Source organism: Rhodococcus pyridinivorans, assembly GCF_900105195.1.
In the GTDB taxonomy this organism is placed as follows: domain Bacteria; phylum Actinomycetota; class Actinomycetes; order Mycobacteriales; family Mycobacteriaceae; genus Rhodococcus; species Rhodococcus pyridinivorans.
The window spans coordinates 3,341,015-3,360,448 of record NZ_FNRX01000002.1 but is presented as its reverse complement, the minus strand read 5'-3'; the positions used below and the strand labels follow the sequence as shown (position 1 = coordinate 3,360,448).

General features: G+C 68.7%; 23 protein-coding genes. 14 read left to right on the top strand and 9 right to left on the bottom strand.

Features of this window, described 5'->3' with window-relative positions; all coding sequences use genetic code 11:
* Positions 1-15: 15 nt before the first annotated feature.
* The gene (locus BLV31_RS15920; protein ID WP_228045020.1) at positions 16-543 is read right to left on the bottom strand and encodes an amino-acid N-acetyltransferase; all 528 of its coding nucleotides are present in this window, start codon (positions 541-543) and stop codon (positions 16-18) included.
* Between the two features lie 43 nt (positions 544-586).
* Between BLV31_RS15920 and pgsA the strand changes: the two genes are divergently transcribed.
* The 4 genes from pgsA (at position 587) to pspM (ending at position 3,807) form a co-directional block, all read left to right on the top strand.
* The gene (pgsA, locus tag BLV31_RS15915; RefSeq protein ID WP_072740498.1) at positions 587-1,351 is read left to right on the top strand and encodes a CDP-diacylglycerol--glycerol-3-phosphate 3-phosphatidyltransferase; all 765 of its coding nucleotides are present in this window, start codon (positions 587-589) and stop codon (positions 1,349-1,351) included.
* Positions 1,352-1,577: 226 nt separating this feature from the next.
* Entirely contained in the window at positions 1,578-1,964 is a 387-nt protein-coding gene (locus BLV31_RS15910; RefSeq protein ID WP_006551282.1) for a helix-turn-helix domain-containing protein, read from the top strand.
* A gap of 200 nt (positions 1,965-2,164) precedes the next feature.
* Positions 2,165-2,971 carry a phage shock protein PspA gene (gene pspA / locus BLV31_RS15905; protein WP_064060783.1) on the top strand — a complete coding sequence of 269 codons (807 nt, stop codon included), beginning with the start codon at positions 2,165-2,167 and terminating at the stop codon, positions 2,969-2,971.
* Positions 2,972-2,997: 26 nt separating this feature from the next.
* Positions 2,998-3,807 carry a phage shock envelope stress response protein PspM gene (pspM, locus tag BLV31_RS15900; protein WP_006551284.1) on the top strand — a complete coding sequence of 270 codons (810 nt, stop codon included), beginning with the start codon at positions 2,998-3,000 and terminating at the stop codon, positions 3,805-3,807.
* A gap of 59 nt (positions 3,808-3,866) precedes the next feature.
* Here the strand turns inward: pspM and BLV31_RS15895 are convergent, their stop codons facing one another.
* Genes BLV31_RS15895 through BLV31_RS15885 form a run of 3 tightly spaced genes read right to left on the bottom strand, consistent with a single transcriptional unit; the run spans position 3,867 to position 5,762 of the window.
* Complete coding sequence (locus BLV31_RS15895) at positions 3,867-4,472, bottom strand: CbiQ family ECF transporter T component (RefSeq protein ID WP_019289168.1); 606 nt, start codon at positions 4,470-4,472, stop codon at positions 3,867-3,869.
* The gene (locus BLV31_RS15890) at positions 4,469-5,149 is read right to left on the bottom strand and encodes an energy-coupling factor ABC transporter ATP-binding protein (protein ID WP_064060784.1); all 681 of its coding nucleotides are present in this window, start codon (positions 5,147-5,149) and stop codon (positions 4,469-4,471) included. Before BLV31_RS15890 ends, BLV31_RS15895 begins: the two co-directional genes overlap by 4 nt.
* A 16-nt stretch (positions 5,150-5,165) precedes the next feature.
* Positions 5,166-5,762, bottom strand: a complete 597-nt coding sequence (locus BLV31_RS15885; protein ID WP_006551286.1) for a biotin transporter BioY — start codon at positions 5,760-5,762, stop codon at positions 5,166-5,168.
* A gap of 248 nt (positions 5,763-6,010) precedes the next feature.
* Between BLV31_RS15885 and BLV31_RS25050 the strand changes: the two genes are divergently transcribed.
* The 6 genes from BLV31_RS25050 (at position 6,011) to recX (ending at position 10,383) form a co-directional block, all read left to right on the top strand.
* Positions 6,011-6,184, top strand: coding sequence for a hypothetical protein (locus BLV31_RS25050; RefSeq protein ID WP_006551287.1), 174 nt, complete (start codon positions 6,011-6,013; stop codon positions 6,182-6,184).
* Positions 6,185-6,199: 15 nt separating this feature from the next.
* Positions 6,200-6,922 (top strand): PIG-L deacetylase family protein, encoded by a 723-nt coding sequence (locus BLV31_RS15880; protein WP_033096535.1) that lies wholly within the window; start codon positions 6,200-6,202, stop codon positions 6,920-6,922.
* 40 nt (positions 6,923-6,962) lie between these two features.
* The gene (locus BLV31_RS15875) at positions 6,963-8,108 is read left to right on the top strand and encodes a glycosyltransferase (protein ID WP_211269808.1); all 1,146 of its coding nucleotides are present in this window, start codon (positions 6,963-6,965) and stop codon (positions 8,106-8,108) included.
* Positions 8,109-8,145: 37 nt separating this feature from the next.
* Positions 8,146-8,340 carry a DUF3046 domain-containing protein gene (locus tag BLV31_RS15870; protein ID WP_006551291.1) on the top strand — a complete coding sequence of 65 codons (195 nt, stop codon included), beginning with the start codon at positions 8,146-8,148 and terminating at the stop codon, positions 8,338-8,340.
* Positions 8,341-8,617: 277 nt separating this feature from the next.
* Positions 8,618-9,661, top strand: a complete 1,044-nt coding sequence (gene recA, locus BLV31_RS15865) for a recombinase RecA (RefSeq protein WP_006551292.1) — start codon at positions 8,618-8,620, stop codon at positions 9,659-9,661.
* A gap of 104 nt (positions 9,662-9,765) precedes the next feature.
* Positions 9,766-10,383: a recombination regulator RecX gene (gene recX / locus BLV31_RS15860; protein ID WP_033096537.1), complete on the top strand. Its 618-nt coding sequence runs from the start codon at positions 9,766-9,768 to the stop codon at positions 10,381-10,383.
* Between the two features lie 56 nt (positions 10,384-10,439).
* Here recX and BLV31_RS15855 read toward each other — a convergent pair whose 3' ends face one another.
* The 4 genes from BLV31_RS15855 to BLV31_RS15840 all read right to left on the bottom strand — a co-directional run bounded on the left by BLV31_RS15855 (position 10,440) and on the right by BLV31_RS15840 (position 13,779).
* Positions 10,440-11,348, bottom strand: a complete 909-nt coding sequence (locus tag BLV31_RS15855) for an amino acid ABC transporter permease (RefSeq protein WP_006551295.1) — start codon at positions 11,346-11,348, stop codon at positions 10,440-10,442.
* Positions 11,345-12,025, bottom strand: coding sequence for an amino acid ABC transporter permease (locus tag BLV31_RS15850; protein WP_006551296.1), 681 nt, complete (start codon positions 12,023-12,025; stop codon positions 11,345-11,347). Before BLV31_RS15850 ends, BLV31_RS15855 begins: the two co-directional genes overlap by 4 nt.
* Positions 12,026-12,148: 123 nt before the next feature.
* Positions 12,149-12,982, bottom strand: a complete 834-nt coding sequence (locus tag BLV31_RS15845; RefSeq protein WP_064060786.1) for a glutamate ABC transporter substrate-binding protein — start codon at positions 12,980-12,982, stop codon at positions 12,149-12,151.
* Between the two features lie 68 nt (positions 12,983-13,050).
* Positions 13,051-13,779, bottom strand: coding sequence for an amino acid ABC transporter ATP-binding protein (locus tag BLV31_RS15840; protein WP_174556276.1), 729 nt, complete (start codon positions 13,777-13,779; stop codon positions 13,051-13,053).
* A 225-nt stretch (positions 13,780-14,004) separates the two neighbouring features.
* Between BLV31_RS15840 and miaB the strand changes: the two genes are divergently transcribed.
* Together miaB and BLV31_RS15830 are read left to right on the top strand one after the other, a co-directional pair.
* Complete coding sequence (miaB, locus tag BLV31_RS15835) at positions 14,005-15,534, top strand: tRNA (N6-isopentenyl adenosine(37)-C2)-methylthiotransferase MiaB (RefSeq protein ID WP_033096540.1); 1,530 nt, start codon at positions 14,005-14,007, stop codon at positions 15,532-15,534.
* Positions 15,522-16,115: an Rv2732c family membrane protein gene (locus tag BLV31_RS15830; RefSeq protein WP_064060787.1), complete on the top strand. Its 594-nt coding sequence runs from the start codon at positions 15,522-15,524 to the stop codon at positions 16,113-16,115. The genes miaB and BLV31_RS15830 overlap by 13 nt, the downstream gene beginning before the upstream one ends.
* Before the next feature lie 76 nt (positions 16,116-16,191).
* On the opposite strand, the gene BLV31_RS15825 is transcribed toward BLV31_RS15830, so the two are convergent.
* Entirely contained in the window at positions 16,192-17,604 is a 1,413-nt protein-coding gene (locus tag BLV31_RS15825; protein ID WP_064060788.1) for a DUF349 domain-containing protein, read from the bottom strand.
* A 149-nt stretch (positions 17,605-17,753) separates the two neighbouring features.
* On the opposite strand from BLV31_RS15825, the gene BLV31_RS15820 reads away from it, so the two are divergent.
* Together BLV31_RS15820 and miaA are read left to right on the top strand one after the other, a co-directional pair.
* Entirely contained in the window at positions 17,754-18,467 is a 714-nt protein-coding gene (locus BLV31_RS15820) for a class III extradiol ring-cleavage dioxygenase family protein (protein WP_064060789.1), read from the top strand.
* Positions 18,464-19,426: a tRNA (adenosine(37)-N6)-dimethylallyltransferase MiaA gene (miaA, locus tag BLV31_RS15815; protein ID WP_064060790.1), complete on the top strand. Its 963-nt coding sequence runs from the start codon at positions 18,464-18,466 to the stop codon at positions 19,424-19,426. The genes BLV31_RS15820 and miaA overlap by 4 nt, the downstream gene beginning before the upstream one ends.
* Positions 19,427-19,434 lie beyond the last annotated feature (8 nt).

The following is a 19,434-nucleotide window of genomic DNA, read 5'->3' as shown; positions in this document are numbered from 1 at the left end:
TTTCGTGGGTCTCGATCAGAGGGTGAGGAGCATCCGGGTGTTCCCGAGCGTGTTCGGTTTCACGTAGCTCAGGTCCAGGAACTCCGCGACGCCCGTATCGTACGACCGGCACATCTCCGCATAGACCTCGGCCGTCACCGGAGTCCCCTGGATCTCCGTGAAACCGTGCCGCGCAAAGAACTCCACCTCGAAGGTGAGCACGAACAGTCGTTCCAGCTCGAGCTCGCGGGCGACCTCGATGAGGCGCTCGACGATCAGGTGACCTGCGCCGTGGCCCTTGACGGACGGGTCGACGGCCACGGTGCGCACCTCGCCGAGATCCGACCACAGCACGTGCAGGGCCCCGCACCCGACGACCCGACCCCCGAGTTCGGCCACCCAGAACTCCTGGACGGCCTCGTACAGGGTCACCAGATTCTTCTCGAGCAAAATCCTGCCCGCATAGATGTCGATGAGCCGCTTGATCTCGGGCACGTCGGAGGTTCGGGCGCGCCGTACGACCATTCGATCGTTCGAGTCGTGGTTCGTCGGCGGTGTCGTCATGCGGTGAACAGTAGCGCGTGCGGCTACCGATATTGTGGGGCACATGAGCACGCCCCGCCAGCATGTCACCGCGTCGGGCGGGAGCGGCGCCGCACCGGGACCGCACGCCGGGAGCCCGCACGATCCGGTGCCGTTGTGGAACATCGCCAACATCTTGACGGTGGGTCGGATCGCGTTGGTACCGGTCTTCCTGGTGCTGCTCTTCGTCGGCGACGGGCACGACATCGGGTGGAGGCTCGCGGCGACCGGAGTCTTCGCGATCGCCGCCATCACCGACCGGATCGACGGTCAACTCGCGCGAAAGCACGGTCTCGTCACCGATTTCGGCAAACTCGCCGATCCTATCGCCGACAAGGCCCTCATCGGTGCCGCGCTGGTCGGGCTGTCGATGCTCGGTGACCTGTCGTGGTGGGTCACCGGGATCATCGCTGCTCGGGAGCTGGGGATCACCGCCCTGCGGTTCGCCGTGCTCCGGCACGCCGTGATCCCGGCGAGTCGCGGTGGCAAGCTCAAGACGCTGGTGCAGACGCTCGCCATCGGTGTCTACCTGCTGCCGCTGCCCGAATCGGTGGCGCCGGTGGCGATCGGCCTGATGATCCTGGCGGTCGCCCTGACGGTGGTGACGGGACTCGACTACGTGGTCCAGGCGATCCGGCTGCGTACCGGGGTGCGCCGGAGCGAGAGCGAGACCGCCCGTGCGGAGGACGTCCCGAGGGTGGACGTCGCGGGGGAGGGCGCCGCGGGGGAGGGCGCCGCTGCCCAGGACATGCCGGGCGACGGCCGCACGGTGGGTGAGGACGCCCGGTAACCACGGGGCGGGACGTGCGGGATCCGGCTCGGTGCGGTCGACACCGCTGTGTCGGGACTACGCTGTGTCGGGACTACGCGGTGTCGGGACTACTCGGGCGTCTGCAACCGCCGTCGGCGTTGTAATGTCTGGACACCGCGGTATCGAGGTCCGATCGATCTGCGGGAACCTCGCAGCGTCGTCGTGCGTTGACGAGGTGTCGGCACGACGGACGAAGGAGGATGGGATGGCGCTGTTGTTGCGTGAGGCACTCGGTGACAGCCTTCGGCGCACCCGTGTTTCGCAGAGCCGCACCCTGCGCGAAGTCTCCAGCAGCGCCCGGGTCAGCCTCGGCTATCTCTCGGAGATCGAGCGCGGCAGGAAGGAGGCCTCGAGCGAACTGCTCGCGGCCATCTGCGATGCACTGGAGGTCCCGCTGTCCGACGTGCTGTTCGATGTGAGCGGTCTGCTGGCGGACGGCCTCGACCGTCGCACGGACATGGAGACCACCGCAGCCGACACGGCACCGGCCGAGCGGTCCGACGACGGCGCCACCGCCGAGCCCGGGTTGCTCGCGCAGGAGCCGCGCATGGTGATCCCTGCACCCGCCGCACAGGCGCTGGCAGCCGCCTAACATGGATCACGAACCGTGCCGGTCTCGCCGGATACGGTCGTAAGCGACATCGAGCCGGGGCGTGGTGCGTGCACGGACCCGGCCGGGGCAGGTGGGTCGTCGGGGGTAGCAGCGGACCGGCGATCTTCGAACCGGGGCGCGAGGGCCGCGTACCGGGTCGCGTTCGGCGCGGCGTACCAGATGGAGGCAGGATCACACCCATGGCTAATCCTTTCGTCAAGGGCTGGAAGTACCTGATGGCGCTTTTCAACTCGAAGATCGATGAGAAGGCCGATCCGAAGGTCCAGATTCAGCAGGCGATCGAGGACGCGCAGCGTCAGCATCAGGCACTCTCGCAGCAGGCGGCCTCCGTTATCGGTAACCAGCGTCAGCTCGAGATGAAGCTCAACCGTCAGCTGGACGAGGTGGAGAAGCTCAACGCGAGTGCCCGCCAGGCCGTCATGATGGCCGACGAGGCCACGGCGGCGGGCGACACCGAGAAGGCGATCCAGTACACGAACGCGGCCGAGGCCTTCGCGGCACAGCTCGTCACCGCCGAGCAGTCCGTCGAGGACCTCAAGGTGCTGCACGACCAGTCGCTCCAGGCCGCCGCGCAGGCCAAGAAGGCCGTCGAGCAGAACGCCATGGCGCTGCAGCAGAAGGTCGCAGAGCGCACGAAGCTGCTCAGCCAGCTCGAGCAGGCCAAGATGCAGGAGCGCGTGAGCGAGTCGCTGCGTTCGATGGATTCGACCCTCGCAGCTCCGGGCACCACTCCGAGCCTCGATGCCGTCCGCGAGAAGATCGAGCGTCGCTACGCCAACGCTCTCGGTTCGGCCGAGCTCGCCCAGAACTCGGTGCAGGGCCGCATGCTCGAGGTTCAGCAGGCCACCGTCCAGATGGCCGGTCACAGCCGACTCGAGCAGATCCGGGCGTCGATGAAGGGCGAGGCGCTTCCGGGCACCCCCGCCAACCCTGCCGTCGACACGCGCAAAGAGCCCCCCAACGCTGCCGGTACCACCGGCCGCTGATCCGCACGCCTCGGAACTGATCCGCCGTGAACGTCTCCGGAGACGACCGGACCGGGAACATCCCCGGTTCGGTCGTCTCTGCGTTCCGTGATGCCACCGGCAACGCGATGGAGGCCGCGCGCCGCTGGCGCGATCCCGCCGCCCGCTTGCGGCGTAAGAAGCGTCGCGCGCGTCGGCGTGCCAGTTTCTTCGGTGCCGGCTCGGGCACCACGGCGATCGGCACCGCGACCCTGGCCGTCGCGTCGGCTCCCGAATGGACGCTCGTCGCGGCCGGGGGAGCGACGGCGGCTCTCGCAGTGCCTGCCGTCCTCGCCGTCCGTACCTTCCGTCGCCTCGATGCGGTGCCGCTGCCCCCACCGCCGCCGCGCCGCCGGTCGCTGCCACCGGCCGGTTCGGTCGCCCGCGCCCCGATGGAACGCCTCGCGGCGAACGAGGAGAGCCTGCGGCGCCTGCTCGGTGTGCTCGTGCGGTCGAACTCCGTGGCCCCCGACGACCTCACCGAGATCGACGACGCGGCCCGCGCAGCCGCATCCGCACTCGATGCCGTCGTCGAGGACGTCGTTGCCCTCGAATCCGCCGCGCAGGGCAGTGCGGCCGCCAAGACCCACCTGTCCGCGGCCATCGTCGACGCGGGCGAGCGTCTCGGGACGGGTGTCGACCAGTTCGAGGAACTCGTCGCCGCCGCAGCACGCCTCGCCGCGACCGCCGAGGGTAACCGGTCGCTGGCGATGCTCGACCAGCGACGCGCCGAACTGATCGCCACGTCCGACAAACTCGAGAGCTGGGCGCAGTCCTGGCGCGAGTTGGGGCAGATCGAGCAGCGTTACCACCCCTGAGGGGTGGAACACCCCCATCATCGATACCGCGAGCCGAACACGTCGGTCGTCGACACCTCTCAGTCGTCGACACCGCGAGCGGCGAGGGCCTCGCCCATCGCCTCCGCGGTGCGGAGGGCTCCCACCACCACCGGAACCACCAGCGCCCGCAACGAGAATCCGAGACCGCGCGCCTTGCGTGCCTCGGTCACGCGGGTGACCACGGTGCCGATCAGCGGGATCGCGCGGACGGTCATCACCAGCACGAGTCCCACCCGGTCGGGATCGACCCCGACGCGCGCGAGGGGACGGGCCGCCCGCACGATCGCGTCGAGCATGTCGGTGGTCCGCGTCGTGAGGGTCACCAGGGCGGCCAGGGCGACCGCCACGAGCAGCGACCCGCAGATCACCACCGCCCGTTCCCACCCCGCCACGAGCACCTGGAACGCTGCAATGATCGCCAGCATCCACACCAGCGGCCGCAGCTGCACAACCGCCAGACGCGGAGGTATGCGCGCGGCCGCATACGCGAGCACGGCCAAGGCCAGGGCGGGAAGCACCTGCCAGGGTTGCCGGATCCACAGGGTCAGCGCAAGGATCAGTGCTGCGACCGCGAGCAGCTTCGCTCCCGCCGGAAGCCGGTGCAGGACGGAGCGTCCGGGATGGTAGAGGCCGAACGTGTTCACCCGATCATATTCCGGTAGAACGCGAGCGCGGACGCCGGTTCGTCGTCGGCGACGACCCGCCCCGAGTCGACCACCAGCACACGATCGAAGTCCACGAGGAGTTCGAGATTGTGGGTCACCGCGATCACCTGCTGCGGAAGGCTCGCGAAGGTGCGCGCGATGAGCTTCGTATTGCGCAGGTCGAGCAGGGTCGTCGGTTCGTCCGCGACGAGCACCGCCGGGTCGGTCACCATGATCGCGGCGAGCGCGAGCAACTGCTTCTGGCCGCCCGACAGCAGGTGGCTGGGGTGGTCGTGATGCCCCGCGAGCCCGAAGTCGGCGAGGACCTGCCCTACCCGGGCTTCGCGTTCCTCTTTGCCGAGTCCGCTGCGTCGCAGCGAGAAGGCGACGTCCTCGGCGACCGTCGGCATGACGATCTGATGGTCCGGGTCGGTGAAGACGAATCCGACCTTCTTGCGGACCTCCCGGCCCTTGCGCGCCGTGTCGAGGCCGTCGACGGTCACCGAGCCGGACGACGGGACGAGCAGGCCGTTGATCATGCGCGCCATCGTCGACTTGCCGCTGCCGTTCGCTCCGACGATGCCGACGCGTCGTTCGGTGAGGACCACGTCGACCCCGTCGAGGACGGTGCGGTCGCCGTAGGCGTGCCGCACCTCCCGGAATCGGATCTCGCTCATCGACGGTCGGACGGCGTCAGTGCGCGGGATCCGCAGCGGGGCGGTGCGCGATGCGCGGTGCCGCCAGTGCGGGATAGGCGCGATGCACTTGGGCGGCGACCGCTGCGGCGACGACCGCCTTGGCCAGATCGCCCGGCAGGAAGGTGACGTTGGCCGCGGCGGCGGCCCACACCGTGAGATCCGTGCGCAGGACCATGCCTGCGATACCGAAGGCGTAGAGGACGACGATGCCACCGAGGACGTTGACGGCCACACCGGGCAACGTGCGGTATCGCGGCAGCATCTTCATGCTCAGCCAGCCGATCACGGCGACGGCAGGGATCCAGCCGATGAGGAAGCCCACCGTGGGACCTGCCAGCGAGGTGAGGGTCGTGCGCCCGCCGGCGAGTACGGGCAGCGCCAGCCCCAGCACGATCACGGTGAGCACCGACAGGACACCTTTGCGTGCGCCGAGCAGTGCACCCGCGAGCATCACGCCCAAGGTCTGCAGCGTGATGGGCACGCCGGACGATCCGATACTGATCTGACCGGGCAGTCCCAGGGCGATGATCAGGGCGGCGAAGACGGCGATCTGCGCGAGGTCGCGCGCGGGGATACGGGGGGACGAGGACACGGTTACTCAGCCTTCTGGTATGGACGGCGAACCCGTAGAGCCTAAGCCGTACCGGCGTGCCGCGGGTCACCGACCCGTCTCCGGGTGCCCGTGGGCCACACCGGGGTGCGCCTCCGGGTGTCCCCTGATCTTTCCCTGATATCTGCGCTGACCTGCTGTTTTTCATTGCTCGAGCTGTCAGGATCGAGGCGTACCGAGCAAACGGAGTCCGACTCGGAAGAGGTCGGCATCGAGGGTGGGAGTACCCAATGTTCTGGAAGATCGTAGGAATCGTCGCGGTGGTGTGGGTCGGTCTCGCCGTCCTCGGCGCCCTGCTCGACAACCTGTTCGGCTTTCTCGTACTCGGCGCCGTGATCTTCGGCGGATACCTGCTGTACAAGGCAGTATCGGGAGGTGACAAGCACGACCTGACACGTCTGTAGACGAAGGGGGCAGCTGTGGAGGCGGTACCGGAGAACTGGCAACGCGGACTCGTCGTCGTCGCCCACCCGGACGACATCGAATACGGCGCGGCGGCGGCGATCGCGCGGTGGACCCGACAGGGCAAGGAGATTTCCTACGTTCTGGCCACCAGTGGCGAGGCGGGCATCGCCGGTCTGTCGCCCGAGAAGAGCGGGCCGGTGCGGGAATCGGAGCAGCGCGAGTCCGCGCGGATCGTCGGAGTGGATACCGTCGAGTTCCTCGGGCACCCGGATGGTCGACTCGTCCCGAGTCTCGATCTCCGTCGCGACATCGCTTCCGCCATCCGACGTCATCGTCCTGAGATGGTGGTCACGCTCGCGTTCGGGCTGTCGCCCCGGCCGGGCTGGGTCAACAGTGCCGACCATCGGGCGCTCGGGATCAGCGTCCTCGACGCCGTCTCCGATGCCGCGAACGAATGGATCTTCCCGGAACTCACCGAACGCGGTCTGGAACCGTGGCACGGCGTGCGATGGGCTGCCGTGTGTCCGGGTTCGCCTCCGACCCACGCGGTGGACGTGACCGATACGGTCGAACTGGCAGTCGAGTCCCTCGCGGCGCACCGTCTGTACCTGCAGGCTCTCGACGACAGGCCGGTGGAGGCACAAGCGCGCGAACAGGTGGAGCGCGCATCGGCGCCGCTGCCGGGATTCGCTGCCGAGCGCGCCTCCGGGTTCGAGTTGTACACCTTCGCGGGATAGGAAGCGTCCCGCCGTCGGTGGCCTGTGGCAGGCTGTGCGCGTGCGAGTGGCGGTGGTGGCCGGGCCCGATGCGGGTCATGCGATTCCGGCGATCGCGTTGTCGCTGCGGCTCGCGGATGCCGGGCACGACGCGGTCGTCCTCACGGGCGAACGATGGCTCGGCCTCGAGCTGCCCGGTGTGACGTTCGCTGAGTTGAAGGGGCTGGCGCCCCGGCTCGGGGACGACGACGGCGACGCGGGGGCGAAGATCCACGCCCGCGCCGCCCATATCGCGAGCGAGATGCTCCCGGATCTCGGGGCCCTGCTACCCGACCTCGTCGTGGCGGACGTGCTCACCGCCGGCGGAGGGATGGCCGCCGAGCGCCTGGGGATCCCGTGGGTCGAGCTCTCGCCGCACCCGTTGTACCTGCCGTCGCGCGGGCTCCCGCCGATCGGCAGCGGTCTCGATGTGGGCAGGGGCGTGCGGGGCCGGTTGAGGGATGCCGCGTTGCGAGCGATGACCGCGAGATCGCTGCGGCAGGGGGAGCGCGAGCGTTCTGCCGCACGCGTCGGGATCGGTCTGCCGGCGCGCGATCCCGGGCCCCGGCCCCGGCTGATCGCCACCCTGCCGGCACTCGAGGTGCCACGTCCCGACTGGCCCGGGCACGCGCACGTCGTCGGTCCGCTGCTGTGGGAACCCACCGTGGAGATCCTCGATCCGCCGCCAGGGGACGGACCTCTCGTGATGGTCGCGCCGTCGACCGCGGTCACCGGCGTGACCGGGATGGTCGAGACGGTCTGCGACGCACTCGACGGGGCCGGGATGCGGGTCGCCGCGACGATGCTCGACCCTCCGCCGCAGTCGCTCCCCAGCTGGGCCGTCTCGGGTCGCGGCAGGCAGGACGTCCTGCTCCGGCAGGCCGATGTCGTCGTGTGCGGGGGTGGGCACGGGATGCTCGCCAAGACGCTGAGTGCGGGGGTTCCGGCGGTGATCGTTCCCGGGGGCGGCGACCAGTGGGAGCTGGCGAACCGCGCCGCACGGCAGGGGAGTGCGGTGGTGGTGCGTCCGCTCGACGCGGATGCGGTCCGCTCCGCGATCGACACCGTGCTGTCGTCGCCGGACTTCGCCGCCGCGGCTCGTGCGGCCGCGGACGGTGCCGGCGACGTGGAGGATCCGGTCGCGGTGTGCGAGGCCGCAGCGGACTGACTGTCGCGCCACACCGCGCGCGACTACCGTGGTCGGGGTGCGGTTGACGGAGTTCTACGAGGTGGTCCGGGACGAGTTCGGACAGATGCACGGCGATGCCCTGCTGCGCGATCACGTGCTGCTTTCGCTCGGTGGACGGACGGCGGCCGAGGCGATCGAGGCGGGACAGGAGCCCCGGGAGGTATGGCGCGCTCTCTGCGACGAGTTCGACGTCCCACCCGTGCGGCGGTAGCCGCGGAGCCGGTCGGGGCTGTTCCCGACCGGAATCGGTGCAGGAGTAGATGCCGGAATCGATTCTCTGTCCGACCGGGATGAGACCATTCCTGGCGTACACGAAGCGACCGGATTTCGAACACGTGTTCGGCTATGCTGGGAACGCCGGGTGGGTTGTCCACAGGTGGTGATTCCATCCACAGATACGGCGTTTCCGCGGTCGCGACAGCGAACTTGTCGGTGCCGGGTTCTAACGTCGTCGACAACAAGGACGAGATTCTATTAAGGGGACCAAGATGGCAGCACAGGCTCACGACCGCGAGAAGGCGCTCGAGCTCGCCCTCGCGCAGATCGACAAGAGCTTCGGTAAGGGCTCGGTGATGCGCCTGGGCGAGGACGTCCGTCCGCCCATCGCAGTCATTCCCACCGGGTCGATCGCACTCGACGTGGCTCTCGGTATCGGCGGCCTGCCGCGCGGGCGCGTCATCGAGATCTACGGCCCGGAATCCTCGGGTAAGACGACGGTGGCCCTCCACGCGGTCGCCAACGCGCAGGCCGCCGGCGGCATCGCGGCGTTCATCGACGCCGAGCACGCCCTCGATCCGGACTACGCGCGCAAGCTCGGTGTCGACACCGACGCCCTGCTCGTGTCCCAACCCGACACCGGTGAGCAGGCCCTCGAGATCGCCGACATGCTCATCCGATCGGGTGCGCTCGACATCATCGTCATCGACTCGGTCGCGGCGCTCGTGCCCCGCGCCGAGATCGAGGGCGAGATGGGCGACAGTCACGTCGGTCTCCAGGCCCGCCTGATGAGCCAGGCACTGCGCAAGATGACCGGTGCGCTCAACAACTCCGGCACCACCGCGATCTTCATCAACCAGCTGCGCGAGAAGATCGGCGTGATGTTCGGCTCGCCCGAGACCACCACGGGCGGTAAGGCGCTGAAGTTCTACGCCTCCGTGCGTCTGGACGTGCGCCGGATCGAGACGCTCAAGGACGGGGGCGACGCGGTGGGCAACCGCACCCGCGTGAAGGTCGTCAAGAACAAGGTCTCGCCTCCGTTCAAGCAGGCCGAGTTCGACATCCTGTACGGCCAGGGCATCTCGAAGGAGGGCTCGCTCATCGACATGGGTGTCGAGCAGGGCTTCATCCGCAAGTCCGGCTCCTGGTACACCTACGAGGGCGACCAGCTGGGGCAGGGCAAGGAGAACGCCCGCAAGTTCCTGCTCGAGAACACCGATGTGCGCGACGAGATCGAGAAGAAGATCAAGGAGAAGCTCGGCATCGGTGCCGTTCTCACCGATCCGAGTGATGTCGAGGAGCCGGTCGACTTCTAGTCACCGCCCACGTCCCCACGGGGGCACGGACGCACGTCGTCCGTGCCCCCGTGGCGTATCCGCACCCGGCCGCGCTGTCGGTGCGTCCGGCTACTGTGCGCGTCATGGACGATTCCGAGGAGCGACGCCCCGACGCTCGGCGCGAACGACGCGGACGGCGGCGCTCGGCTCGCACCGAGCAGGAACTGCCCGGCGGCGGCACCGAAGCGCAGGCCAAGGACGTCTGTCTCCGTCTGCTGACCGATCGGGCACGCAGCCGATCCGAGCTCGCGACGAAGCTCGAGCAGAAGGGGTTCGCGTCCGACGTCGCCGAACGTGCCCTCGACCGTCTCACCGAGGTCGGGTTGATCGACGACGCGGATTTCGCCAACCAGTGGGCACGTTCACGGCATCTGCACGCGGGGAAGGGTAAGCGCGCGATCGCACTCGAACTGCGCCGCAAGGGAATCGACGCCGACGACGCGGCGGCTGCCCTCGAACAGATCGACACCGCCGACGAACGGGAACGGGCGGTCGAACTGGTCCGCAAGAAGCTCCGCACCCAGCCGCCGCTGCCCACCGAAGGGGATCGGCGCGAGATCGCGGCCGAACGCGACAAGTTGGTGCGGCGGCTGGTCGGGATGCTGGCCCGGCGCGGCTACGCGCAGGGGATGGCGTTCGATGTCGTGCGGGAAGAACTCGCGACGTTCGGTGCCGACGCGAGCGACCTCCCGCACGACTGAGCCCGACTGCGAAACGCCTGGGCTCGACTGCGAACTTCGCAACCGCAGTGCTGCTGTTACTTGCGGCCCTCGCCGCTCAGGTCCAGGCCCGGCACCGACATCGTGGGCATCGTCTGCGGCTCTTCGGCCGCCACGGCACCCTTCTTCCGCTTCCCGGATCGCAGACGCTTCTCGAGCCAGATCGCGAACTGTGTCAGCGCACTGTTGAGGATGATCATGATCGCCGCGACCACCAGCAGCGACGGCAGGTAGTTCTGGAAGAACGCGCCGAGCTGCTGGCCGGAACGCACCACTTCGACATAGCCGATGAGGTAGCCGAGCGCGGAGTCCTTGAGCGCGATCACCATCTGCGACACGATCGCCGGGAGCATGACCGTCACGGCCTGCGGCAGCAGGATCAGTCGCATGAGCTGGTTCTTCCGCATACCGATCGCGTAGGCGGCCTCGCTCTGACCACGCGGAAGCGATCGGATGCCCGCGCGCACGATCTCGGCGATGACCGAGCCGTTGTACAGGGTCAGGCCGGTGATGACCGCCGCGAGCGCGAGATATCCGGACTTGAAGACGCGGTACTCGGCGAACACCTGGTAGGCGAAGATCATCAGGATCAGCACCGGGACGGCGCGGAACAACTCGACGATCGTGCCGGCGATCCAGCGGACCCACCGGTGGTCGGACAGACGCGCGATACCCAGGACCGTGCCGAGCACGAGTGCCAGCACGATCGACGCGACGGCCGCGATGATCGTGCCGCGGATGCCGGGCAGCAGATAGGTGGTCCAGCTGGACGATTCGACGAACGGCTCCCACTTGGCGGCCGTCAGCTGTCCGTTGGCGTCGAGCGCGCGGTAGACGATCCAGCCGACCAGGACGAGGAGCGCGACCACGACCACCGACAGGATCCGGTAGAGCGCCTTGGCGCGGGGCCCGGGTGCGTCGTAGAGAACGGTTCCGTGTGCACTCATCGGGCGACCTCGTATCGCTTGCTGAGCCGGCCGAAGAGCAGGCCGGTGGGAAGGGTGAGGATGACGAATCCGAGCGCGAAGATGCCACCGACGACGAAGATGGCCGCTTCGTTCTCGATCATCGTCTTCATCAGCAGCGAGGCCTCGGACACGCCGATGACGGAGGCGATCGTCGAGTTCTTGGTCAACGCGATGAGCACCGAACCGAGCGGGGCGATGACCGCGCGGAAGGCCTGGGGGAGGACGATCAGGCGCAGATTCTGGCTGAAGGTCAGACCCAGCGAGCGGCCGGCCTCCGACTGTCCGAGCGAGACCGTGTTGATGCCCGAGCGGAGCGACTCGCACACGAAGGCCGCCGTGTAGACGCTCAGGCCGAGCACAGCGAGTCGGAAGTTGTTGTCCACCAGGAAGGTCGGCGACGACTCGGAGGCCAGCTTGATGCCGAGCGTCTGGGACAGACCGAACAGGCAAAAGATGATGATGAGGGTCAGCGGGGTGTTCCGGAAGATCGTCACGTAGGCGGCGCCGACGGCACGCGCCACCGGGATGGGGGACACGCGCATCGCGGCGAGGATCGTTCCGAGGATCAGTGCACCGATCGCCGAGATGACGGTCAACTGGATCGTGGTCCAGAACGCGTCGAGTAGCTGGCTGCTGTACTTGCTCAACAGATCCACAGGTCACTCCGGGATCGAGGGGACGGGTGGGAGTCCGGAACGGTCCGGCCGGTCCGTGGGATTACGGACCGGCCGCACCGCCGGACGTGACGGGTGGTACCCGTACTCGGTGACGATCGACACTCAGTAGCGATCGACGCTCGGCTGCTCCGGGAGCTCGTAGCCCGAGGCGCCGACCGTCTCCTGGAATGCGGCCTCCCACGCACCGCTGGCGATCATCTCCTCGATCGCGTCGTTGATCGCATTGCGCGACTCGTCGTCGCCCTTGGCGAGACCGATGCCGTAGCGCTCGGTGGTGAACGGCTCACCGACGACCTTGAAGTCGCCCGGGCTCTGCGCGGCGTAGCCGGCGAGGATGATGTCGTCGGTGGTCACCGCGTCGACCGCGCCGTTGCGCAGCGCCTCGACACACAGCGAGTAGGTGTCGAACTCCTGGAGCTGGACGTCCTGCGCGTAGTTGTCCTTCACGTTCTGGGCCGGGGTCGAACCCGCCACCGAGCACAGGCGCTTGCCGCCGTTGAGCGAGTCGGGTCCGGTGATCTCGGTGTCGTCCGCGCGCACGAGGAGCGACTGGCCCGCAATGAAGTACGGGCCGGCGAAGTCCACCTTCTCCTTGCGGGAATCGGTGATCGAGTAGGTCGCGACGATGTAGTCGACCTCACCGTTCTGGATGAGGGTCTCGCGCTGGGCGGACGGAGCTTCCTTGAATTCGATGTTCTCCTCGGACACACCGAGCTGACCGGCGACATACTTGGCGACCTCGACGTCGAACCCGCTGAACGAACCGTCCGGGTTGCGCAGGCCCAGGCCCGGCTGGTCGAACTTGATACCGACCGTCAGGGTGCCGTTGTCCGCGGACTGCGAGACACTGCGCGTCTCGTCGCCACCGCACGCCGTGGCGACGACTGCCACGGCGACGGCGCCGATGCCCAGGCGGATGGAGCGGGACAATTTCATCGAATACCTCCGGTGCGGTTCGGAACTACGTCCGACGGACCGGGTGGCCCGTCGGTGCGGGAATCAGGTCAGTGACTGAGGATCTTGCCGAGGAAGTCCTTGGCGCGATCGGATTTCGGTGTGGTGAAGAAGGTCTCGGGATCGGTGTCCTCGACGATGCGACCGTCGGCCATGAACAGAACGCGGTCGCCGGCCTTGCGGGCGAATCCCATCTCGTGGGTGACCACGACCATCGTCATGCCCTCTTTCGCGAGGGAGGTCATCACGTCGAGGACCTCCTGGACCATCTCGGGGTCGAGGGCGGAGGTGGGCTCGTCGAACAGCATGACCTTGGGATTCATCGCGAGCGCGCGTGCGATCGCCACGCGCTGCTGCTGGCCGCCCGACAGCTGCGCCGGGTATTTGTCGGCCTGATTGGCGATCCCGACCCGGTCGAGCAGCTGCATCGCCGACTCGCGGACCTTGTCCTTCTTGATCCTGCGCACCTTGAGGGGGCCGAGCATGACGTTCTCGAGGATCGTCTTGTGGGCGAAGAGGTTGAACGATTGGAACACCATGCCGACGTCCGAACGAAGGCGGGCGAGTGCCTTGCCCTCCTCCGGCAGCAGGGTGCCGTCGACGTGGATCTCTCCCGAATCGATCGGTTCGAGCCGGTTGATGGTGCGGCAGAGGGTCGATTTGCCCGAACCCGATGGGCCGACGACGATGACGACCTGTCCTCGCGGAATCTCGAGGTTGATGTCCTGCAGTACGTGCAGGGATCCGAAATGCTTGTTCACCCCGTTCATGGAGATCATGGACGAGCTGGTGTCCGACTTCTCGGACGGACGATCCGTTCCGGCGGCCGCTGATGTCATATCTGCAGACCCTATGCCGTCCGACGCCCGAGACTTCGCATTTCGGGACACCTTCGGTGCACGCGTCACGGGATTTTTACTGCACGAGCAGTAACGGATACCTCGACGGGGCACGCGCGGTCGGCGCGAGGAAAGGGGACCCGCCGAGGTGAGATACCCTGAGACGTGTCACTGATCGACGAAGAAGCCCCCCGTACCGGTGCCCGGACCTACGAGGTCCGTACCTACGGCTGCCAGATGAACGTACATGACTCCGAGCGTCTGTCGGGGTTGTTGGAGGACGCCGGCTTCACCAAGGCCGTGCCCGGCGCGTCACCGGATCTGGTGGTCTTCAACACCTGCGCGGTGCGGGAGAACGCCGACAACAAGCTGTACGGCAATCTGAGTCATCTGCGTCCGGTCAAGGATGACAACCCCGACATGCAGATCGCCGTCGGAGGCTGCCTCGCCCAGAAGGACCGCGACACGGTCGTGAAGAAGGCGCCCTGGGTCGACGTGGTCTTCGGCACGCACAACATCGGCAATCTCCCCGCACTGCTCGAACGCGCGCGGCACAATCGCCGTGCCGAGGTCGAGATCCTCGATGCCCTCGAGGCGTTCCCCTCGACGCTGCCCGCCAAGCGCGAGTCGTCGTACGCCGGATGGGTGTCGATCTCCGTCGGCTGCAACAACACGTGCACCTTCTGCATCGTGCCGTCGCTGCGCGGCAAGGAGGTCGACCGGCGCCCGGGTGACATCCTCGCCGAGGTGCAGGCGCTCGTCGACGAGGGCGTGCTCGAGGTGACACTGCTCGGCCAGAACGTCAACTCCTACGGCCGGTCCTTCGCCGATCCGGAGCAGCCCCGCGACCGGGGCGCCTTCGCGTCGCTGCTGCGCGCGTGCGGCGACATCGAGGGCCTCGAGCGGGTGCGCTTCACGTCCCCGCATCCGGCGGAATTCACCGACGACGTCATCGACGCGATGGCGCAGACCCCCAACGTGTGCCCGCAACTGCACATGCCGCTGCAGTCCGGCAGCGACCGGATCCTGCGCGCCATGCGCCGCTCGTACCGCAAGGAACGCTTCCTTGGCATCATCGAGCGGGTTCGGGCCGCGATGCCGCACGCCGCGATCACCACCGACATCATCGTCGGTTTCCCCGGTGAGACCGAGGAGGACTTCCAGCAGACCCTCGAGGTCGTCGAGAAGGCGCGTTTCACCAGCGCGTTCACCTTCCAGTACTCGAAGCGTCCCGGCACGCCCGCAGCAGACATGGAGGGTCAGGTCCCCAAGGCCGTAGTGCAGGAGCGCTACAACCGTCTGATCGCGCTGCAGGAACGCATCACCCTCGAGGAGAACCGCAAGCTCGTCGGCACGGAGGTCGAACTGCTCGTCGCGGCGGGGGAGGGTCGCAAGAACGCCGAGACCGCCCGGATGAGCGGGCGTGCCCGCGACGGCCGCCTCGTCCACTTCCGTCCCGAGGGCGCGATCGACACCGCGGTGCGTCCCGGCGACGTCATCACGATCGTCGTCAGCGACGCCGCGCCGCACCACCTCGTCGCGGACACCCCGATCCTCACGCACCGCCGTACACGTGCGGGCGACCACTTCGAACAGGGCCGGTTGCCCAAGACACCGCCGATCGGTGTCGGACTCGGACTGCCGAGCATCGGCGTCCCCGACCCGCTGCCGCCTCAGATGGGATGCAACGCATGACCACCGACAAGCCGCACGATCACCACGCGACGGGTGACGTACGCGCCGAACTCGAAGCCGCCGAACGGAAGGTGGCGACCGACATCGACCCGGGCGCCCGGGCGATGTTCGTCGCGATCGCCGTCCTGATCCTGCTGGCGACCTTCAGCCTGCCCCACGCCGGATCCGCCAACGGGTGGGAGGTGCTGTCCTTCGCCCCGGACGCGACCACCGAGGAGATCGGTCTGCCGTCGCGGCTGTTCGTCGGCTTCGCAGTGGTCTTCGCCGGGCTGGGCTCGATTCTCGCGCTCGTCACCCGCAAGTGGGCGTTGGCGTGGGTGTCCCTGGCCGGCTCGGCGGTGACCATCGTCTTCGGCATGCTCGCGATCTGGTCGCGCCAGACCCTGCCCGTCGAGTCGTCCGCCGCGGGACCGGGATTCGGTCTCGTGATCGGCTGGTTCGCCGTCATGGTGATCGTCTTCCACTGGGCCCGCGTGGTGTGGGCGCGGACCTCGGCCCAGCTCGAGGCCGAGGCCGAGTTGCGGAAGGTCGCAGCACAGCACGAGCGGCCCCGCCTGATGCGCGACGACCCCGAGGCCTGACGCCTCCGGCACGAACACGACGATCCCCCTCTCCCGGACCGGGAGAGGGGGATCGTCCGTCTCGGATGTCGCGGGGTCAGCGCTCGCCGACGGCACCTTCGGCCGCGTCGGCCCACTCGCGCCACTGCGCGGCCTGGGCGAGAGCCTTCTCGGCCTCCTTCGCCCGGCCGGCGGCGGTCGCCTTGGCGGCCTGCTCCTCGAACTGACGCACCCGCTCACGGAACTGGGCCGCACGCGCGAGGGCCTCGGGATCGGTGCGGCGCCACTCGGAATCCGCGGCCTCGCGCACCTTCTTCTCGATGGCCCGCAGACGGCCTTCGAGATCGTGCATGCGCTCGCGCGGCACCTTGCCGACCGCCTCCCACTGGTCCTGCAGCTCGCGCAGGCGCGCCCGGGCACCTTCGAGATCGGCCGACGGGTCGATCGAGGAGGCCACCTCGAGCAGGGCCTCCTTCGCGCGGGCATTCTCCTCGAACTCGGCGTCGCGCTCGGCGTTCGCGGCGTTGCGTGCGGCGAAGAAGACGTCCTGGGCGCCCTTGAACCGCTTCCACAGCTGGTCGTCGGCGTCCTTCGGTGCCCGTCCGGCCGCCTTCCACTCGGCGAGCAGGTCGCGGAAGGCCGCGGCGGTGGCACCCCAGTCGGTGGAGTTCTGCAGCTCCTCCGCCCGGGCGACGAGTTCTTCCTTGCGGCTCTTCGCCGCGGCGCGCTCGCGGTCGAGTTCGGCGAAGTGGGCTCCGCGACGCCGGTTGAACGCCTCGCGTGCCTTCGAATAGCGACGCCACAACACGTCGTCGACCTTCCGGTCGACCCCGCGGATGGTCTTCCACTCCTCGAGGATCTCGCGCAGCCGGTCGCCCGCGGCCTTCCATTGGGTGGATTCGGCGGCGATCGTCTCGGACTCGGCCGCGAGGGCCTCCTTGCGGGCCGTGCTCTCGGCGCGCCGACGCTCCTTTTCCTGCTTGGCGAGAGCCGCAGCCTCCTCGGAGTGCTCGATGATCGCGGTGAGCCGGGCGGCGAGCGCATCGAGATCACCGATGACGGCGGCGGTCGGCAGCGACTCGGCCAGTGCCTCGGCGGCCGCGCGGGTCTTCTTCACGTCGGCGGTGCCGGAGGTCAACCGGGTCTCGAGGATCGCCACCTCGGTGACGAGATCGTCGTAACGGCGTCCGAAGTGCGCGAGGCCCTCGGCGGCGTCGCCTGCCTGCCACGATCCGATGCACCGCTCGCCCTCGCTCGTGCGGACCCATGCGGTGCCGTCCTCGTCGACGCGTCCGAACCGACTCGGATCGCTCGCGGGCACCGCCGGGACGTGGGGGTGCGTCTGGGCCGCGACGGGATGCGGCTTCGGGGGTGCTGCGGTGGAACTGCCGTTCTCTCGGCCCGCGGGGCCGGGCGTCGCAGCATGGGCTCGGGGTGTGGCGGGACCGGGACGCGGGGTCCGCTCCTGCGTCGACTCGCCGGTTCGGTCCTGTGCGTTCGGGTCGCTCATCGATACCTCATCTCTGCCGCGCGGCACGGCTGCCTGGTCGCATGGGTCTACCGCCGGTCGATCCCGGGGCTCCGCGATCGTGTCCGCTCACTATTGAAACAGGTCGTGTCCATGCAGGGCGCCGGGTCCGGTGGACTACGGTTGCCGATGTGTTGACCGCCGCGGCGTTCGTGCCGTCCCCACCGCTGCTCGTCCCCGAGCTCACCGGTCTCGCCGTCTCCGAGACCGACGATCTGCGCGAGGCGGTTCTCGAGGTCGGTCGCAGCCTGTCCGGTGCCGCGGAATGGGTGGTCGTGGGAGCCGAGACGGCCGAACAGACCGTTCCTTCCACCGCGCGCGGAACCTTCCTCGGGTTCGGTGTCGACGTCACGGTGCAGCTCGGTCCTGAGGCCGCCGGTGAACCCGATCCCGCGCTCGCGTTGACCGCGCTGGTGGCCGGCTGGATCCGCGACCGCACGGCACCCGGCACCCACGTGACGACCCACGTGGTGGCCGCCGACGCCGACGCCGCCCACTGCGCCGATCTCGGCCGCGACCTGCGTGCGCAGCTCGACCGCGACGATCTGCCGCGAGCACTGCTCGTCGTCGCGGACGGAGCGACGACCCTCACCGCCAAGGCGCCCGGCGCCTACGATCCGCGCTCGGAGGAGGTCGAGGCGGCCCTGGCCTCAGCGCTCGGCGCCGGCGACACGGAGGTGCTCGCGGCGCTCGACCCCGACCTGTGTTCGGACATCAAGCTGACCGGCCGCGCTGCCTGGCACGTCCTGGCGGCCACCCTCGGAGCGCGCCCGCGCTCGGCGTCCGTCACCTACTCCGCCGCGCCCTACGGCGTGGGCTACCACGTGGGGATCTGGACACCGTGAGCGCAGAAAGCACCGGTCCCGCCGACACGCTCGTACCGATCGCGGTGGTGGGCCCCACCGCCACGGGCAAGTCCGATCTCGGACTGGACCTCGCCGAAGCGCTCGGCGGCGAGATCGTCAACATCGACGCGATGCAGCAGTACCGCGGGATGGACATCGGGACGGCCAAGCTGGCACCGGACGAGCGTCGCGGGATCCCGCACCATCAACTCGACGTCCTCGACGTCACCGAGACCGCGACGGTCGCCCGCTACCAGCAGGCCGCGATCGCCGACGTCGAGGCGATCCTCGGCCGCGGCCGCCTCCCGATCGTCGTCGGCGGATCGATGATGTACGTGCAGGCACTGCTCGACGAATGGCAGTTCCCGGCGACGGATCCGCAGGTCCGTGCCAAGTGGGAGGCGGTGCTCGAGACCGAGGGGCCCGCCGCGGTCCACCGGGCGCTGCAGAGCGCCGATCCCGCCGCCGCGGCGACGATCCTGCCCACCGACGGCCGCCGCATGGTCCGCGCGCTCGAGGTCGTCGAGCTGACCGGGCAACCGTTCACGGCGTCGCAGCCGACGATCGGTGAGCCCCGCTGGGGCACCGTGATCCTGGGCGTCGACCGCGACACCGCCGAACTCGACGACCGCATCGCGCGGCGCACCGACCTGATGTTCGAACGCGGCCTCGTCGACGAGGTGCACGGACTCCTCGAAGTCGGGCTGCACGAGGGCGTCACCGCACGTCGCGCGATCGGCTACGCACAGGTGCTCGCGTACATCGACGGGGAGTACGACCTCGACCACGCACGCGAGCGGACGTTCATCGGGACCCGACGCTACGTGCGACGGCAACGCTCGTGGTTCCGCCGCGACCCGCGCATCCACTGGCTCGACGGCGCCGACCCCCACCTGCTCGACGTCGCGTTGCGGGCCGTCCGGGACGCACGCACATCACCGGCCTCACCAGCCCGATAAGGTAGCGC

What these genes read in the sequence shown, in the direction of transcription:
- BLV31_RS15920 (WP_228045020.1), bottom strand. Translation starts at nt 543, where the DNA reads ATGACGACACCGCCGACGAACCACGACTCGAACGATCGAATGGTCGTA.
- pgsA (WP_072740498.1), top strand. Translation starts at nt 587, where the DNA reads ATGAGCACGCCCCGCCAGCATGTCACCGCGTCGGGCGGGAGCGGCGCC.
- BLV31_RS15910 (WP_006551282.1), top strand. Translation starts at nt 1,578, where the DNA reads ATGGCGCTGTTGTTGCGTGAGGCACTCGGTGACAGCCTTCGGCGCACC.
- pspA (WP_064060783.1), top strand. Translation starts at nt 2,165, where the DNA reads ATGGCTAATCCTTTCGTCAAGGGCTGGAAGTACCTGATGGCGCTTTTC.
- BLV31_RS15890 (WP_064060784.1), bottom strand. Translation starts at nt 5,149, where the DNA reads ATGAGCGAGATCCGATTCCGGGAGGTGCGGCACGCCTACGGCGACCGC.
- BLV31_RS25050 (WP_006551287.1), top strand. Translation starts at nt 6,011, where the DNA reads ATGTTCTGGAAGATCGTAGGAATCGTCGCGGTGGTGTGGGTCGGTCTC.
- recA (WP_006551292.1), top strand. Translation starts at nt 8,618, where the DNA reads ATGGCAGCACAGGCTCACGACCGCGAGAAGGCGCTCGAGCTCGCCCTC.
- recX (WP_033096537.1), top strand. Translation starts at nt 9,766, where the DNA reads ATGGACGATTCCGAGGAGCGACGCCCCGACGCTCGGCGCGAACGACGC.
- BLV31_RS15855 (WP_006551295.1), bottom strand. Translation starts at nt 11,348, where the DNA reads ATGAGTGCACACGGAACCGTTCTCTACGACGCACCCGGGCCCCGCGCC.
- BLV31_RS15845 (WP_064060786.1), bottom strand. Translation starts at nt 12,982, where the DNA reads ATGAAATTGTCCCGCTCCATCCGCCTGGGCATCGGCGCCGTCGCCGTG.
- BLV31_RS15840 (WP_174556276.1), bottom strand. Translation starts at nt 13,779, where the DNA reads ATGATCTCCATGAACGGGGTGAACAAGCATTTCGGATCCCTGCACGTA.
- BLV31_RS15830 (WP_064060787.1), top strand. Translation starts at nt 15,522, where the DNA reads ATGCAACGCATGACCACCGACAAGCCGCACGATCACCACGCGACGGGT.
- BLV31_RS15825 (WP_064060788.1), bottom strand. Translation starts at nt 17,604, where the DNA reads ATGAGCGACCCGAACGCACAGGACCGAACCGGCGAGTCGACGCAGGAG.